General features: G+C 64.2%; 11 protein-coding genes. All 11 read right to left on the reverse strand.

Features of this window, described 5'->3' with window-relative positions:
* The coding region (gene tuf / locus ABS73_RS07545; RefSeq protein ID WP_286693424.1) for an elongation factor Tu at positions 1-992 on the reverse strand (992 nt) is incomplete at its 3' end.
* A gap of 76 nt (positions 993-1,068) precedes the next feature.
* Positions 1,069-3,192, reverse strand: a complete 2,124-nt coding sequence (fusA, locus tag ABS73_RS07550) for an elongation factor G (RefSeq protein ID WP_277018913.1) — start codon at positions 3,190-3,192, stop codon at positions 1,069-1,071.
* 18 nt (positions 3,193-3,210) lie between these two features.
* The gene (gene rpsG, locus ABS73_RS07555) at positions 3,211-3,681 is read right to left on the reverse strand and encodes a 30S ribosomal protein S7 (RefSeq protein ID WP_042252807.1); all 471 of its coding nucleotides are present in this window, start codon (positions 3,679-3,681) and stop codon (positions 3,211-3,213) included.
* Between the two features lie 12 nt (positions 3,682-3,693).
* On the reverse strand, positions 3,694-4,065 hold the full coding sequence (gene rpsL / locus ABS73_RS07560) for a 30S ribosomal protein S12 (RefSeq protein WP_022705687.1): 372 nt from the start codon (positions 4,063-4,065) through the stop codon (positions 3,694-3,696).
* A 249-nt stretch (positions 4,066-4,314) separates the two neighbouring features.
* On the reverse strand, positions 4,315-5,130 hold the full coding sequence (locus ABS73_RS07565; RefSeq protein WP_277018881.1) for a glycosyltransferase: 816 nt from the start codon (positions 5,128-5,130) through the stop codon (positions 4,315-4,317).
* Positions 5,130-6,068, reverse strand: a complete 939-nt coding sequence (locus ABS73_RS07570) for a DMT family transporter (RefSeq protein WP_277018878.1) — start codon at positions 6,066-6,068, stop codon at positions 5,130-5,132. Before ABS73_RS07570 ends, ABS73_RS07565 begins: the two co-directional genes overlap by 1 nt.
* 36 nt (positions 6,069-6,104) lie before the next feature.
* The gene (locus ABS73_RS07575; protein WP_277018876.1) at positions 6,105-6,932 is read right to left on the reverse strand and encodes a glycosyltransferase; all 828 of its coding nucleotides are present in this window, start codon (positions 6,930-6,932) and stop codon (positions 6,105-6,107) included.
* A gap of 112 nt (positions 6,933-7,044) precedes the next feature.
* Positions 7,045-11,283 carry a DNA-directed RNA polymerase subunit beta' gene (gene rpoC / locus ABS73_RS07580; RefSeq protein WP_277018873.1) on the reverse strand — a complete coding sequence of 1,413 codons (4,239 nt, stop codon included), beginning with the start codon at positions 11,281-11,283 and terminating at the stop codon, positions 7,045-7,047.
* 52 nt (positions 11,284-11,335) lie between these two features.
* Positions 11,336-15,481 (reverse strand): DNA-directed RNA polymerase subunit beta, encoded by a 4,146-nt coding sequence (gene rpoB, locus ABS73_RS07585; RefSeq protein WP_277018871.1) that lies wholly within the window; start codon positions 15,479-15,481, stop codon positions 11,336-11,338.
* A 228-nt stretch (positions 15,482-15,709) separates the two neighbouring features.
* Complete coding sequence (gene rplL, locus ABS73_RS07590) at positions 15,710-16,081, reverse strand: 50S ribosomal protein L7/L12 (protein WP_136855469.1); 372 nt, start codon at positions 16,079-16,081, stop codon at positions 15,710-15,712.
* Positions 16,082-16,146: 65 nt separating this feature from the next.
* Positions 16,147-16,662, reverse strand: a complete 516-nt coding sequence (gene rplJ, locus ABS73_RS07595; RefSeq protein WP_136855468.1) for a 50S ribosomal protein L10 — start codon at positions 16,660-16,662, stop codon at positions 16,147-16,149.
* Positions 16,663-16,720: the final 58 nt, after the last annotated feature.

A 16,720-nucleotide genomic window follows, 5' to 3' on the forward strand; every position in this document is an offset into this window, starting at 1 on the left:
CGGAAGTAGAACTGCGGGCGGTAGTTCGCGAAGAACGGCGTGTGGCGGCCGCCCTCTTCCTTGGTCAGGATATAGGCCTCGGCCTCGAAGGTCGTGTGCGGGTTGACCGATTTCGGCTTGACCAGAACCTGGCCACGCTCGACGCCCTCGCGGTCGATGCCGCGCAGCAGAACGCCCACGTTGTCGCCGGCCTCACCACGATCCAGCAGCTTGCGGAACATTTCCACGCCCGTGCAGGTCGTCTTCTTGGTGTCGCGGATGCCCACGATCTCCAGTTCGTCGCCCACGTTCACCGCGCCACGCTCGATGCGGCCGGTGACCACGGTGCCGCGGCCCGAGATCGAGAACACGTCCTCGATCGGCAGCAGGAACGGCTGGTCGATCGCACGCTCAGGCGTCGGGATGTAGCTGTCGACGGCGGCGATCAGCGCGCGGATCGAATCCTCGCCGATGGCGTTGTCGCGGCCTTCCATGGCTGCCAGCGCCGAACCCTTGATGATCGGGATGTCGTCGCCCGGATAGTCGTAGGAGGACAGCAGCTCGCGCACTTCCATCTCGACCAGTTCCAGCAGCTCTTCGTCATCCACCTGGTCGACCTTGTTCAGGTAGACGACCATGTAGGGGATGCCCACCTGGCGACCCAGCAGGATGTGCTCGCGCGTCTGCGGCATCGGGCCGTCAGCGGCGTTCACGACCAGGATCGCGCCGTCCATCTGGGCGGCACCGGTGATCATGTTCTTGACGTAGTCGGCGTGGCCCGGGCAATCCACGTGCGCATAGTGGCGCGTCTCGGATTCGTATTCCACATGCGCGGTCGAGATCGTGATCCCGCGGGCCTTCTCTTCGGGCGCGCCGTCGATCTGGTCATAGGCGCGGAATTCGCCGAAATACTTGGTGATCGCCGCCGTCAGCGTCGTCTTGCCGTGGTCAACGTGGCCGATCGTGCCGATGTTGACGTGCGGTTTGTTCCGTTCAAACTTTGCCTTTGCCATTTTGCCTTTGCCATGGAATGGCTCCTTGTTCTTCAATGCTTGGTAAAGGGGCGGGGCGCGATGCCCCGCCGCAAGATCAGGCGTATTTCTTCTGGATCTCGTCCGAGATGTTCTGCGGCACGGCCTCATAGTGGTCGAACTGCATCGAGAACACCGCACGGCCCGACGACATCGAACGCAGGTTGTTGATGTAACCGAACATGTTGGCCAGCGGCACGAAGGCGTCGATGACGTTCGCGTTGCCGCGGCTGTCCTGCCCCCGGACCATGCCACGACGGCTGGTCAGGTCACCGATGATCGAACCGGTATATTCCTCCGGCGTGACGACCTCGACCTTCATGATCGGCTCCAGCAGCTTGGCGCCGGCCTTCTTCAGGCCTTCGCGCATCGCGGCACGGGCCGCGATCTCGAACGCCAGGACCGAGGAGTCGACGTCGTGGAACGCACCATCCGTCAGCGCGACCTTGAAGTCGATGACCGGGAAGCCTGCCAGCGGACCGGAATCCATGACCGACTTGATGCCCTTTTCAACGCCCGGGATGTATTCCTTGGGCACCGCACCGCCGACGATCTTGGATTCGAACGAATAGCCTTCGCCCGGCTCGGTCGGGGTGATGGTCAGCTTGATGCGCGCGAACTGGCCGGTACCACCGGTCTGCTTCTTGTGCGTGTAGTCGATGTCGGCCGACTGCGAGATCGTCTCGCGGTATGCCACCTGGGGTGCACCGATATTCGCCTCGACCTTGAACTCGCGCTTCATGCGGTCGACCAGGATGTCGAGGTGAAGTTCGCCCATGCCCTTCATGATCGTCTGGCCCGATTCAAGATCGGTCTCGACGCGGAAGGACGGGTCCTCGGCCGACAGGCGCTGAAGGGCCAGGCCCATCTTTTCCTGGTCCGCCTTGGACTTGGGTTCGACGGCGATCTCGATCACCGGCTCGGGGAAGGTCATCGTTTCCAGAACGACGGGGTTTGCCGGATCGCACAGGGTGTCGCCCGTGGTCGTGTCCTTCAGACCGGCCAGCGCGATGATGTCGCCTGCAAAGGCTTCCTCGATCTCCTCGCGGTTGATCGAGTGCATCATCATCATGCGGCCGACGCGCTCGCGCTTGCCCTTGGTGGCGTTCAGCATCTGATCGCCCTTCTTCATCACGCCCGAATAGATGCGCGTGAAGGTCAGCGAACCGACGAAGGGGTCGTTCATGATCTTGAACGCCAGCCCCGAGAACGGCTGGCTGTCATCGGCGCGGCGTTCCATGTTCCGGGTTTCGGTCTCGTCGCCGGGCAGGAAGCCCATATAGGCCGGAACGTCCAGCGGCGAGGGCAGGAAGTCGATGACCGAGTTCAGCAGTGGCTGAACGCCCTTGTTCTTGAACGCGGAACCGGCGGTGACCGGGAAGAACGACAGCGACAGCGTGCCCTTGCGGATCAGGGCGCGCAGGGTTGCCTCGTCGGGCTCGGTGCCCTCCAGATAGGCCTCCATGGCCGCATCGTCCTGCTCGACCACCAGTTCCAGCAGGTTCATGCGCCATTCGGCGGCCAGGTCCTGCAGCTCTGCGCGGATCGGGCGACGGAACCAGGATGCGCCAAGGTCTTCACCTTCCCACACCCATTCTTCCATCTTGATCAGGTCGATGATGCCTTCCAGCTTGTCCTCGGCGCCGATCGGCAGGGCGATCGGGCAGGGGGTGCCGCCGGTGCGGTCCTTGATCATCTTCACGCAGTTGAAGAAGTCGGCGCCGATCTTGTCCATCTTGTTGACGAACACGATCCGCGGAACCTTGTAGCGATCGGCCTGGCGCCAGACGGTCTCGGTCTGCGGCTCGACGCCGGCATTGGCGTCCAGCAGACAGATCGCGCCGTCCAGCACCGCCAGCGAACGCTCGACCTCGATGGTGAAGTCCACGTGGCCGGGGGTGTCGATGATGTTGAAACGGTATTTCGTGTCCGAAGTCCCCTCGGTGGTGGGGTCTTCCTGACGCTGCCAGAACGTGGTGGTCGCGGCAGACGTGATCGTGATGCCGCGCTCCTGCTCTTGCTCCATCCAGTCCATGGTCGCAGCGCCGTCATGCACTTCGCCGAGCTTGTGCGACTTGCCGGTGTAGTAAAGGATGCGTTCGGTCGTCGTCGTCTTGCCGGCATCGATGTGGGCCATGATGCCGAAGTTGCGATAACGGGGAAGCTGATATTCGCGTGCCATGAAGTGGATCCTTTCGCCTTACCAGCGGTAGTGGCTGAACGCCTTGTTGGCGTCGGCCATCTTGTGCGTGTCTTCGCGCTTCTTCACGGCGGTTCCGCGGCCGTTGACGGCATCGGACAGCTCGCCTGCAAGGCGCTCTTCCATCGTGTTCTCGTTGCGCTTGGCCGCGGCGGTGATCAGCCAGCGGATGGCCAGCGCCTCGCGACGGATCGGGCGAACCTCGACGGGGACCTGGTAGGTGGCACCGCCGACGCGGCGCGAACGCACCTCGACCGAGGGCTTCACGTTTTCCAGCGCCTCGTGGAAGACTTCGATCGGCTCGCGCTTGAGGCGGGTCTCGACGCGCTCCAGCGCGTTGTAGACGATCCGCTCGGCGATCGACTTCTTGCCGTCAACCATCAGGTTGTTCATGAATTTGGTCAGCACGCGATCGCCATACTTGGCGTCGGGCAGGACATCGCGCTTTTCAGCGGCGTGACGACGGGACATATCTGCCTCTCCTTATTTCGGACGCTTGGCGCCGTATTTCGAACGACGCTGGCGACGATCCTTGACGCCCTGGGTATCCAGCACACCGCGCAGGATGTGGTAACGGACACCCGGAAGGTCTTTCACGCGGCCGCCGCGGATCAGCACGACGCTGTGCTCCTGCAGGTTGTGCTTTTCGCCCGGAATGTAGGAGATGACCTCAAAGCCATTCGTCAGGCGCACCTTGGCGACCTTACGCATAGCGGAGTTCGGCTTCTTCGGCGTCGTGGTGTAGACGCGCGTGCAGACACCGCGCTTCTGCGGGCAGCCCTGAAGGTGCTGCGACTTCGAGCGCTGCACTTTCGGCTGCCGCGGCTTGCGGATCAGCTGTTGGATCGTCGGCATTCGGTTCCCCGTCTTGCTCTGTCAATACTCGCAACCGATCGGTTGCGCCGCTTCTCGACGGCATCTTGCGCGAATCGCAAAATGCCAAGCCCGTCCCGCCCATAAAGGGCTGACGGGCATTCTTCCAGAGGATAAGGGCGGTTCGGCCCAGACCTCACAGGTTCTGGTACCCGGAACGGTTTCCCGTCAGGTCGCGTGGCTATAGGGGGAATCCCCGCGCCTGTCAACACGGCCCCCCTGCCCCACCCCTCAGGTCAGCGACCGCGCCAGGGCCGCCAGATCGCCCCGCCGCAGGCCGAACCGGGTGCGCAGCAGGCGGTTCATCTCCCCCTCCTCGGGCTGCCAGGGCAGGCCGGGCCCCATATCGCCCGAGTCACTGTCGCCATGGATCGAGCGAATGAACATCAGCGGGCCGTTGATCTGGACCCCCGGCATCCACTGCCCCAGCTTGGTGTGGTTGTAATGCAGGGCGGTTTCCGCCGCATCGGGCCGCAGAAAGATCGTCAGGGCGACGCCCATGTTGTGGCAGATGCGGGGCGTGATCTTCAGCTGGCCGTCCCGCGCCTCGACCATCAGGCCGCGCCCGTAATCAAGCGACAGCTTGCCCTCGGCCTGCCACAGGCCCGCGATCAGGGCGAAATCGCGGCGCACGGCCTGAACATAGTCGATCGCCACTGCATCGTCGTCGTCATGGCGGAAATGGCCGATCACATCCGCGTCGGGGTCCACATGCGGGGCCACGGCGGCGCGGCAGGCCTGCAGGTGATAATCCATCGGCGGCACCAGCGACAGGCGCAGTTGCGGCACCCGGTCGCACAGGGCGCGCAGGCGGCCCAGCCACGGCTCGGGCAGGTCCGGCCCGGTCATCACCACCAGCGTGTAATCGGGATCGGTCTGCGCCACCCATCCCGGCAGGGCGACGGTGGTGAACCAGTGCCAGCGCCGCTCCAGTCGGGCCGGGTCGTAGAGATAGGCCCGCCGGGCGGCGATGCTGTCGTGTTCAACCTGATAGCCGCGCAGGCCCAGATAGGAATACCGGCACAATCCCAGCATCTGCACGCGCATCAGCGTCGCCGCCCCAGCTGCGCCTCGCGCCAGATCGTATAGATGCCCGCCCCCACGACTAGGGCCGATCCGACCCAAGTCCACAGGTCCGGCCAGTCGCCAAAGATCACCAGCCCCAGCACGATCGCCGCCAACAGCGAGGTATAGCGGAACGGCGACACGGCGGAGATCTCTCCGACGCGCATGGCGGCGACCGCGCTGACATATCCGACGGTCAGGAACGCGGCGCTCAGCAGCAGCAGGCCGATCTGCGCCCCCGTGGGCAGAACCCAGCCCTGCCCCAGGCTGAACAGCAGCCCCGTCAGGGTCACCAGCACCGCCGCGTAAAAGGCGATGGTCGATGACGCGACGTCGCGCCCGAACTGCCGCGTGGACAGGTCGCGCAGCGCGACCATCAGCATCGCCCCAAGCGCCACCAGCGACCAGATGCCGAAGGTGCCGCCCCCCGGGCGCAGGATGATCAGCACGCCCAGCATCCCCACCCCCACCGCCAGCACCCGCCGCCAGCCCAGGCTTTCACCAAAGAACAGCGCCGCCCCCAGCATCACCACCAGCGGCAGCGACTGCATCACCGCCGTCAGATCCGCGATGGCCATCCGCTGCAGCGCATTCAGGAACAGCAGGGTCGAGCCGATCTCTCCGATCAGACGCAGGGTCATGGGGCGCCGCGCGGCCTGCGGGATGCGCAGGCGCAGCCCCCCCGTCCGGCTGGCCAGCGCGACCAGCGCCAGCATCACGAACAGCCCGCGCAGGGTGATCGCCTGATACAGCGGCACGTCCTGGGTCACGAACTTGATGATCGCGTCGTTGCAGGTGAACCCGATCATCGACAGCGTCATCAGCCCCGCACCGCGCAGGTTGTCGCCCGGCTGCAGCGGTTCGGGCCGGATCGAGGCGGGGCGGGTCCGGCGCAGCGGAGAGATCAGGGGCGAGGGCATGGGGGCTTTCCGGTGAATGCGGCGGTTGCGGGAATGTCAGGCCAGCGGATCTTCGGTGCCCGTCAGGGCCGCACGCAGCGCAGGCAGATCCAGGCCAAAGCGGCGGCTCAGCACCTGCGCCAGCTCGGCCTCGTCGGTGGGAATGCGGTTGCGGCCGATCAGGTGGCCGCGGCTGTCATTGGTGGCGTGATGGCCGCGGATCCACATCGCCCGGCCTGGCATGGCGATGGTCGGCGCCTTGGTCCAGACCTTGTCATGGCGATAGTTCATCAGCGACCGCACCGCGCCCCCCGGAAAATAGAAGGTCTGCGCCGGAACCCAGTTCTGCGCCATCTCGGCATGCAGCGCAAAGCGGCCGTCCGCCACCTCGGCCACCAGGCCGCTGGTATAGTTGATGACGACGGGATGATGCTGGCCCGCCAAACGCTCGGCCAGGCGATGATCGGCGCGCACGCGGCGCACGTAATCCACCGCGACCGCATCGTCGTCATCCATGCGGAACTGCACCACCACGTCGGCGGTCAGATCGATGTGGCGCGCCAGGGCCTCGCGGCAGGACGGGGCATGGCGGGCGGGGGGCAGCTGCTCGATCCGGATCTGGGGCATCACCTGTGCCAACCGCTGCAGGCGGGCCAGCCAGCGCGCGGGCAGATCCGCGCCCGTGACGATGATCAGGAGGAAATCGGGGTCGGTCTGCCACATCAACGGAGGGATGCAGACGGCCTCGAACCAGCGCATCCGCTGCTCCATGCGGGCAGGGTCGTAAAGAATGGCCCGGTTGCGGTGCAGATCATCGCCGGTGGTCTGGAAATCGCCCTGCGTCAGCAGCGAAAAACGACACAGGCCCAGGACTTGAATGCGCATCACGGTTCCTTGAACGGCAAATGCAGTATGTGCACGGCGTCCGGTCGGTCAACCGAAAAGACAAAGGCCCGACACAGGGTGCCGGGCCTTTGCCAGTCATGATCCGGGACGATCAGTCCTCGTTGCGATCCTCGGGCACATCCACCGCCTCGGGGGTGGAGGGCGCAAAGCTCGGCTCGGGGGCGGCCAGGGCGGCCGCGGCCTCGGCGGCGCTGCGACGCGCCTCGATGACCTCGGCGTCCCGCTCGGTCGCGATGCGGCGAACGCGCGTGGTCGCACCACCGGTGCCCGCCGGGATCAGGCGGCCCACGATGACGTTCTCCTTGAGGCCGACCAGCTTGTCGCGCTTGCCCTGGACGGCAGCCTCGGTCAGCACACGGGTCGTCTCCTGGAAGGAGGCGGCCGAGATGAAGCTGCGGGTCTGCAGGCTGGCCTTGGTGATGCCCAGCAGGACAGGCTCGCCCGTGGCGGGACGTCCGCCGCGTGCCTCGATCTTGGCGTTCTCCTCGACGAATTCGTCACGCTCGACGTTCTCGCCCTTCAGCAGCGTGGTGTCGCCGCCGTCCAGGATCTCGATCTTCTGCAGCATCTGGCGAACGATCACCTCGATGTGCTTGTCGTTGATCTTCACGCCCTGCAGTCGATAGACGTCCTGCACCTCGTCGATGAGATAGTCGGCCAGTGCCTCGATCCCCATGATGCGCAGGATGTCATGCGGCGCAGGATTGCCGTCCATGATATAGTCACCCTTCTGCACGAAGTCGCCTTCCTGCACCGGGATGTGCTTGCCCTTGGGCACCATGTATTCGACGGGGGTCAGACCCTCCTCGGACGGCTCCAGCGTGATGCGGCGCTTGTTCTTGTAGTCCTTGCCAAAGCGCACATAGCCGTCGATCTCGGCAATGATCGCGTGATCCTTGGGACGACGGGCCTCGAACAGTTCGGCCACACGCGGCAGACCACCGGTGATGTCCTTGGTCCGCGCGCCTTCGCGCGGGATGCGGGCCACCACGTCGCCGGGACGAATCTCCTGGCCGTCCTCGACCGACAGCACGGCATCCACCGACATCGGATAGCTGACCGGGTTGCCCTGGTCGTTGCGCACCGGTTCGCCGTTGGCGTCCATGATGATGATCTCGGGCTTGAGGTCGTTGCCCTTCGGCGCCGACCGCCAGTCCGTCACGATCTTCTGGGTCATCCCCGTCGCATCGTCGGTCTCGTCGCGGACCGAGATCCCCGACATCAGGTCGACGAACTTGGCGATGCCGCCCTTCTCCGCGATGATCGGCAGGGTATAGGGGTCCCATTCGAACAGCTTCGCGCCGCGGATGACCCGCTCGCCTTCCTTCACGAACAGCTTGGAGCCGTAGAACAGCTTGTGGCTGGCCCGCTCCTGCCCCTGGTCGTCCAGGACCAGCAGCTGCATGTTGCGCGACATCACCACCTGGTCGCCATTGGCATTGCCCAGGATGTTGGCGTTGCGATAGGACACCGTGCCCTCGTGGGATGCGGCCTGGAACGACTGCTGGCCGCCCTGCGCAATGCCGCCGATGTGGAACGTCCGCATCGTCAGCTGGGTGCCCGGCTCGCCGATCGACTGCGCGGCGATGATGCCGACAGCCTCGCCGATGTTGACCAGCGTGCCGCGGGCCAGATCGCGGCCATAGCACAGCGCACAGATCCCGTCTTCGGATTCGCAGGTCAGCGCCGAGCGGATGCGCACGGTCTGCACGCCTGCCGCCTCGATGGCGTCGGCGCGGCGTTCGTCGATCACCTCGCCGGCGCGGACGATAATCTCGTCCTCGCCCGGGACCAGCACGTCCTCGGCGGTGGTACGGCCCAGCACGCGTTCGGCGAGCGGGCTGATGACCTCGCCGTCGTTCACCGCGGCGGATGCCGTGATGGCGCGTTCGGTGCCGCAATCATGCTCGCGGATGATGCAGTCCTGCGCGACGTCGACCAGACGACGCGTCAGATAGCCCGAGTTCGCCGTCTTCAACGCCGTGTCCGACAGACCCTTCCGGGCGCCGTGGGTCGAGTTGAAGTATTCAAGAACGGTCAGACCTTCCTTGAAGTTCGAAATGATCGGCGTCTCGATGATCTCACCCGACGGCTTGGCCATCAGGCCGCGCATGCCGCCCAGCTGCTTCATCTGGTTGACCGAACCCCGCGCACCGGAATGCGCCATCATATAGACCGAGTTCGGCTCCATCTCGGCGCCGTTCTCGTCCTTTTTCTTGGACGAGATGGTGGTCATCATGGCTTCGGTCACGCGGTCGTTGCACTTGGACCAGGCGTCGACAACCTTGTTGTACTTCTCGCCCTGGGTGATCAGGCCGTCCAGGTACTGCTGTTCGAATTCCTTGACCTGATCTTGGACCTCGCCGACGATCTCCCACTTGGTGTCGGGAACGACCATGTCGTCCTTGCCAAAGCTGATGCCGGCCTTGAATGCCTCGCGGAACCCAAGCGTCATGATCTGGTCGCAGAAGATCACCGATTCCTTCTGACCGCAGTAGCGGTAGACGGTGTCGATGACGACCTGAACGTCCTTCTTGCGCAGCAACTGGTTGACCAGGCTGAACGGCGCCTTGGCATTCAGCGGCAGCAGACCGCCAAGCCGCAGCCGGCCCGGCGTGGTCTCGAACCGCTGCCAAACCTCATTCCCGTTCTCGTCGATCTGCTTGATGCGCGCCTGAATCTTGGCGTGCAGATGCACCTCGCCTGCGGCCAGCGCATGCTCGACCTCGTCGATGTTGGAGAAGGCCATGCCTTCGCCCTTCATCCCGTCGCGCATCATCGTGACATAATAGATGCCAAGAATCATGTCCTGCGACGGCACGATGATCGGCGCGCCGTTGGCGGGCGACAGAACGTTGTTCGTCGACATCATCAGGACGCGCGCCTCAAGCTGCGCCTCAAGGCTCAGCGGAACGTGCACGGCCATCTGGTCGCCGTCAAAGTCGGCGTTGAAGGCCGAACAGACCAGCGGATGCAGCTGGATCGCCTTGCCTTCGATCAGGATTGGCTCGAACGCCTGGATGCCAAGACGGTGCAGCGTGGGCGCACGGTTCAGCAGGACCGGATGCTCGCGGATGACCTCGTCCAGGATGTCCCAGACCTCGGGGCGTTCCTTTTCGACCAGCTTCTTGGCCTGCTTGACGGTGGAGGACAGACCCTTCGCCTCAAGCCGCGAATAGATGAACGGCTTGAACAGCTCCAAGGCCATCTTCTTGGGCAGGCCGCACTGATGCAGCTTCAGTTCCGGGCCGGTCACGATGACCGAACGACCCGAAAAGTCGACGCGCTTGCCCAGAAGGTTCTGGCGGAAGCGGCCCTGCTTGCCCTTCAGCATGTCCGAAAGCGACTTCAGCGGGCGACGGTTGTTGCCCGTGATGACGCGGCCGCGACGGCCGTTGTCGAACAGCGCATCGACCGATTCCTGCAGCATGCGCTTTTCGTTGCGCACGATGATGTCGGGGGCGCGCAGCTCGATCAGCCGCTTGAGGCGGTTGTTCCGGTTGATCACCCGGCGATACAGGTCGTTCAGGTCCGACGTGGCGAACCGGCCGCCGTCCAGCGGGACCAGCGGGCGCAGCTCCGGCGGAATGACCGGAATCACGGTCAGGACCATCCATTCCGGACGGTTGCCCGATTCCAGGAAGCTCTCGACGATCTTCAGGCGCTTGATGATCTTCTTGGGCTTCAGCTCGCCGGTGGCGGCCTTCAGATCCTCGCGCAGCTGATCGGCGGTCGCCGCAAGATCGATATTGGCCAGCATCGCACGGATCGCCTCGGCCCCGATATCCGCCTGGAAGGCGTCGGCGCCAAAGTTGTCCTGCGCGTCCAGGAACTCTTCCTCGGACAGCAGCTGGCCATAGGTCAGGTCGGTCAGACCCGGCTCGATGACGACATAGTTCTCGAAATACAGAATGCGTTCCAGATCGCGCAGCGTCATGTCCAGCATCAGACCGATGCGCGAGGGCAGCGACTTCAGGAACCAGATATGCGCGACGGGGGCGGCCAGCTCGATATGGCCCATCCGCTCGCGGCGGACCTTCTGCAGGGTCACCTCGACGCCGCATTTCTCGCAGACCAGGCCGCGATACTTCATGCGCTTGTACTTGCCGCACAGGCATTCGTAATCCTTGATCGGACCAAAGATGCGCGCGCAGAACAGGCCGTCACGTTCCGGCTTGAACGTGCGATAGTTGATGGTTTCGGGCTTCTTCACCTCGCCAAAGGACCAAGCCAGAATTTCTTCGGGCGAGGCCAGCGAGATCTTGATTTCATTGAACTGCCGCGGCGGGGCCAGCGGGTTCAGGGGGTTCGTGGCAAGTTCCTGGTTCATTCTCAATTCCTAATGAAGGGCATGGAGGAAGGGGTGGTGAGGGCTTTCGCCCTCACTCGTCCTCGTCCACATCCAGGAGTTCCATGTTGAGGCCCAGACCCCGGACCTCCTTGACCAGCACGTTGAACGATTCCGGCACACCCGCCTCGAAGTTGTCCTCGCCCTTGACGATGGACTCGTAGACCTTGGTGCGGCCGGCGACGTCGTCCGACTTGACGGTCAGCATTTCCTGCAACGTATAGGCGGCGCCATAGGCCTCCAGGGCCCAGACCTCCATCTCGCCAAGACGCTGGCCACCGAACTGGGCCTTGCCGCCCAAGGGCTGCTGCGTGACCAACGAGTAGGGACCCGTCGAACGCGCGTGCATCTTGTCATCGACAAGGTGGTGCAGCTTGAGGACGTACTTCATGCCCACGGTGACCTTGCGGGCGAACTGCTCGCCCGTGCGGCCGTCGAACACCACCGACTGACCCGAGGTGTCGAACCCGGCACGCGTCAGCGCGTCGTTCACGTCCGCCTCCTTGGCGCCGTCAAAGACCGGCGTGGCGATGGGAACACCGGCGCGCACCGTATCCGCGTGCTCGCGCAGCTGCTCGTCCTCCATGCCCTCGAAGGTGTCGGCATACAGCTCGTCGCCGTAACCGATGCGCATGGCCTCGCGGACCGGAGTCATGTCGCCATTGCGGCGGTAATCCTCCAGCGCCTCGTCGATCTTGAGGCCCAGGGCACGGCTGGCCCAACCCATGTGGGTCTCCAGGATCTGACCCACGTTCATGCGCGACGGCACGCCCAGGGGGTTCAGAACCAGGTCGACGGGGGTGCCGTCCGCCAGGAACGGCATGTCCTCCATCGGGACCACCTTGGACACAACGCCCTTGTTGCCGTGACGACCGGCCATCTTGTCGCCCGCCTGCAGCTTGCGCTTCACGGCGACGAACACCTTGACCATCTTCATCACGCCCGGCGGCAGGTCGTCGCCCTGACGGACCTTCTCGACCTTGTCCTCGAAACGCGCCTCCAGCAGCTTCTTCTGGGTGTCGTACTGGCCGTTCAGGGCCTCGACATCCTTGGCCACGTCCTCTTCGGACACGGCCAGCTGCCACCACTGGCCACGCGACATGGTGCCCAGCAGCTCCTCGGTGATCTCGGTCCCCGAACGGATGCCCTTGGGGGCCTTCAGCGCGGTCTTGCCCAGGATCAGGGTCTTGAGACGCGCATAGATGTTGCGGTCCAGGATGCCCTGTTCGTCGTCGCGGTCGCGCGCCAGACGCTCGACTTCCTCGCGCTCGATCTGCAGGGCGCGCTCGTCCTTGTCGACGCCGTGGCGGTTGAACACCCGGACCTCGACGATGGTGCCATAGGCGCCGGGCGGCAGACGCAGCGAGGTGTCGCGGACGTCGGACGCCTTTTCCCCAAAGATGGCGCGCAGCAGCTTCTCCTCCGGCGTCATCGGGCTTTCGCCTTTGGGGGTGATCTTGCCCACCAGGATGTCGCCCGGACCGCATTCGGCGCCGATATAGACGATGCCGGCCTCATCCAGGTTGCGCAGGGCCTCTTCGCCCACGTTCGGGATGTCGCGGGTGATCTCCTCCGGCCCCAGCTTGGTGTCGCGGGCCGCAACCTCGTATTCGTCGATATGGATCGAGGTGAACACGTCGTCGCGGTGGATCCGCTCGCTGATCAGGATCGAGTCCTCGTAGTTGTAGCCGTTCCACGGCATGAACGCGACGACCACGTTCCGGCCGATCGCCAGTTCGCCCTGGTCGGTCGAGGGACCGTCCGCGATGACCTGGTTGGCCACGACCTTCTCGCCCACCTTGACCAGCGGACGCTGGTTGATGGTCGAGGACTGGTTCGAGCGCTTGAACTTGCGCAGACGATAGATGTCCACGCCTGCATCGCCCGCACCCATGTTCTCGGTCGCCCGGACCACGATGCGCTGCGCGTCGACCTGGTCGATCACGCCGCCGCGGCGCGCCATGATGGCGGCCCCGGAATCGCGGGCAACGGTCGCCTCCATGCCGGTGCCGACGAACGGCGCCTCGGCGCGCAGCAGCGGAACCGCCTGACGCTGCATGTTGGAGCCCATCAGCGCGCGGTTGGCGTCGTCGTTCTCAAGGAACGGGATCAGGGCTGCTGCGACCGACACCAGCTGCTTGGGCGACACGTCGATCAGGTCGATCGCGTCCACCGGGTTCAGCATGAAGTCGCCCGACTGGCGGGTGCTGATCAGCTCGTCGACGAACCCGCCCTCGGCGTCCAGCGTCGCGTTGGCCTGCGCCACAGTGTGACGCATCTCCTCGGTCGCGGACATATAGACGACCTCGTCGGTCACCTTGCCCTCGATCACCTTGCGATAGGGGGTCTCGATAAAGCCGTACTTGTTGACCCGTGCGAAGGTGGCGAGGCTGTTGATCAGACCGATGTTCTGGCCTTCCGGCGTCTCGATCGGGCACATCCGGCCATAATGGGTCGGGTGGACGTCGCGAACCTCAAAGCCCGCACGCTCGCGCGTCAGACCGCCCGGCCCCAGGGCCGACAGGCGACGCTTGTGCGTCACTTCGGACAGCGGGTTGGTCTGGTCCATGAACTGCGACAGCTGCGAGCTGCCGAAGAATTCACGCACCGCCGCCGCCGCGGGTTTGGCGTTGATCAGGTCCTGCGGCATGACGGTGTCGATCTCGACGCCGGACATGCGCTCGCGGATGGCACGCTCCATGCGCAGCAGGCCGACGCGGTACTGGTTCTCCATCAGCTCGCCGACCGAACGCACCCGGCGGTTGCCCAGGTGGTCGATGTCGTCGATCTCGCCCTTGCCGTCGCGCAGTTCGACCAGGCCGCTGATGCAGTGCACGATGTCCTCATGGCGCAGCGTGCGCTGCGTGTCGGGGGCATCCAGCGCCAGACGCATGTTCATCTTGACCCGGCCCACGGCGGACAGGTCATAGCGCTCGCTGTCGAAGAACAGCGAGTTGAACAGGTTCGACGCGGCCTCGACGGTGGGCGGCTCGCCCGGGCGCATGACGCGATAGATGTCCATCAGCGCGCCTTCGCGGCCCATGTTCTTGTCGGCCGCCATCGTGTTGCGGATGTAGGGACCCACGTTGACGTGGTCGATGTCCAGAACCGGCACGTCGGTGATGTCGTTGTCCAGCAGCACCTTCAGCAGGCCGCCGGTCATCTCGCCCTGCTTGTCGTATTCCGCGGTGATCTCGTCGCCGGCCTCGGCATAGATGAAGCCGGTCTGGTCGTTGACGATGTCCTTGGCGACGAAGCGGCCGACGATGCGCTCGAACGGGACGAACAGGTTCAGCTGCTCTTCGGATTCCAGCAGCTTCTTCACAAGGCGCGGGGTGACCTTCTCGCCGGCCTTCGTGATGACCTCGCCGGTATCGGCGTTCACCAGGTCATAGGCAGGCCGGGTGCCGCGCACGCGCTCGGGGAAGAACCGCGTCACCCAGCCCTGCTCGCGCCCCTCGCGGCGCAGGGAGTAGGTCACGGTCTCGTAGAACGCGTCCATGATCGCTTCCTGATCCATGCCCAGGGCATAGAGCAGCGTCGTCACCGGCAGCTTGCGGCGGCGGTCGATCCGGGCGAACACCAGGTCCTTGGCGTCGAATTCGAAGTCCAGCCACGAGCCGCGATACGGAATGATGCGGCAGGCGAACAGCAGCTTGCCCGAGGAATGGGTCTTGCCGCGGTCATGGTCGAAGAACACGCCCGGGCTGCGGTGCATCTGGCTGACGACCACGCGCTCGGTGCCGTTCACGATGAACGTGCCGTTCGTCGTCATCAGGGGCATGTCACCCATGAAGACGTCCTGTTCCTTGATGTCCTTGACGGATTTCGCCCCGGTGTTCTCGTCGACATCGAACACGATCAGACGCAGGGTGACCTTCAGCGGCGCGGCATAGGTCATGTCGCGCTGCTGGCACTCGTCCACGTCGTATTTCGGCTTCTCCAGCTCGTACTTCACGAATTCCAGCGTCGCTGTCTCGTTAAAGTCCTTGATCGGGAACACGGACTGGAACACGCCCTGGATGCCGTCACCATCGTTATGACCGCTGCCCTCGCCCGAGTTCAGGAACAGGTCATAGGAGGATTTTTGAACCTCGATCAGGTTCGGCATCTCCAGAACTTCACGGATGTTGCCATAATAGCGGCGGATCCGCTTTTGGCCGACATAAGCTTGCGCCATGGGGTCTTGTCACCTTTCGTCTTCGCGCGCGTCCGGGTCGGGGCCCCCGGAACGCACCTACGAATGCAGGGGTGAGGTTCCATTCGTGCCACGCGTCCCACCGCGCGGCTCCCGAACCTCGAACATGCCCTGAAGGAATGTCCGCCAGCCGGACCGCCCTTCAAGACAGGTTCGGCAGGGACCGGGAAACCCCGGACCCTGCCTGTCTTCAACCGATCACGGGATCGATTACTTCAGCTCGACCTTGGCGCCGGCTGCTTCCAGCTTCTTTTTCACTTCTTCGGCATCAGCCTTGGAAGCGCCTTCTTTGACCTTGCCGCCAGCTTCGACCAGGTCCTTGGCTTCTTTCAGGCCCAGACCGGTGATGCCGCGAACTTCCTTGATCACGTTGATCTTGTTGGCGCCGGCTTCGACCAGGACGACGTCGAATTCGGTCTTCTCTTCTTCGGCCTCTGCCGAAGCAGCCGGGCCAGCCATCATGACGGCGCCACCGGCGGCCGGCTCGATGCCGTACTCATCCTTCAGGATGGTCTTCAGTTCCTGGGCTTGCAGCAGGGTCAGGCCCACGATTTCTTCGGCGAGTTTCTTCAGATCAGCCATTTTTCCGTTCTTTCCAGTTAATGTTCCAACGTCGGGTCTTCAACCACCAGTAGGGATCAGGTTGCTTACGCAGCCTCACGTTCCTCAAGGGTCGTGAGGATGCTCGCGATGTTCGAAGCAGGCGCGCCAATGGCACCGGCGATGTTCGAAGCGGGCGCACCGAGGCACGACACGATCTGAGCAATCAGCTCTTCACGCGACGGCATCGAGGCGACGGCTTTCACACCGGCCGGATCCAGGGCCGAGTCACCCATCGCACCACCCAGGATCACGAAACGCTCGTTATCCTTGGCGTACTTGTCGGCGATCCGCGCAGCAGCGGTCGGATCCTCCGAATAGGCGATCACGGTCATGCCCGTCAGATAGTCGGCGATGCTTGCGCAAGGCTTTCCTTCCAGGGCGATCTTGGCGAGCTTGTTCTTGGCAACGCGAACCGAACCACCCGCTTCGCGCATGCGCGCGCGGAGGTCCTGCATATGTGCAACCGTCATCCCCTCGTAGTGGGCAACCACCACGACGCCAGAGCTTTCGAAGATCTGGCCGAGTTCGTCGACCAGCTGTTCTTTCTGCGCTCTATCCACGGTTTCACTCCAAGTAGGGGGGTATCCCCCCGGCTCTCACTTTTCCCGGCCAAGAGGG

Origin of the sequence: Paracoccus sp. SCN 68-21 (assembly GCF_001724535.1) — a bacterium.
Classification (GTDB): domain Bacteria; phylum Pseudomonadota; class Alphaproteobacteria; order Rhodobacterales; family Rhodobacteraceae; genus Paracoccus; species Paracoccus hibiscisoli.

Bases quoted from the DNA above. Each gene is read 5' to 3' on its own strand.
- fusA (WP_277018913.1), bottom strand. From the start codon at position 3,192: ATGGCACGCGAATATCAGCTTCCCCGTTATCGCAACTTCGGCATCATG.
- rpsG (WP_042252807.1), bottom strand. From the start codon at position 3,681: ATGTCCCGTCGTCACGCCGCTGAAAAGCGCGATGTCCTGCCCGACGCC.
- rpsL (WP_022705687.1), bottom strand. From the start codon at position 4,065: ATGCCGACGATCCAACAGCTGATCCGCAAGCCGCGGCAGCCGAAAGTG.
- ABS73_RS07565 (WP_277018881.1), bottom strand. From the start codon at position 5,130: ATGCGCGTGCAGATGCTGGGATTGTGCCGGTATTCCTATCTGGGCCTG.
- ABS73_RS07570 (WP_277018878.1), bottom strand. From the start codon at position 6,068: ATGCCCTCGCCCCTGATCTCTCCGCTGCGCCGGACCCGCCCCGCCTCG.
- ABS73_RS07575 (WP_277018876.1), bottom strand. From the start codon at position 6,932: ATGCGCATTCAAGTCCTGGGCCTGTGTCGTTTTTCGCTGCTGACGCAG.
- rpoC (WP_277018873.1), bottom strand. From the start codon at position 11,283: ATGAACCAGGAACTTGCCACGAACCCCCTGAACCCGCTGGCCCCGCCG.
- rpoB (WP_277018871.1), bottom strand. From the start codon at position 15,481: ATGGCGCAAGCTTATGTCGGCCAAAAGCGGATCCGCCGCTATTATGGC.
- rplL (WP_136855469.1), bottom strand. From the start codon at position 16,081: ATGGCTGATCTGAAGAAACTCGCCGAAGAAATCGTGGGCCTGACCCTG.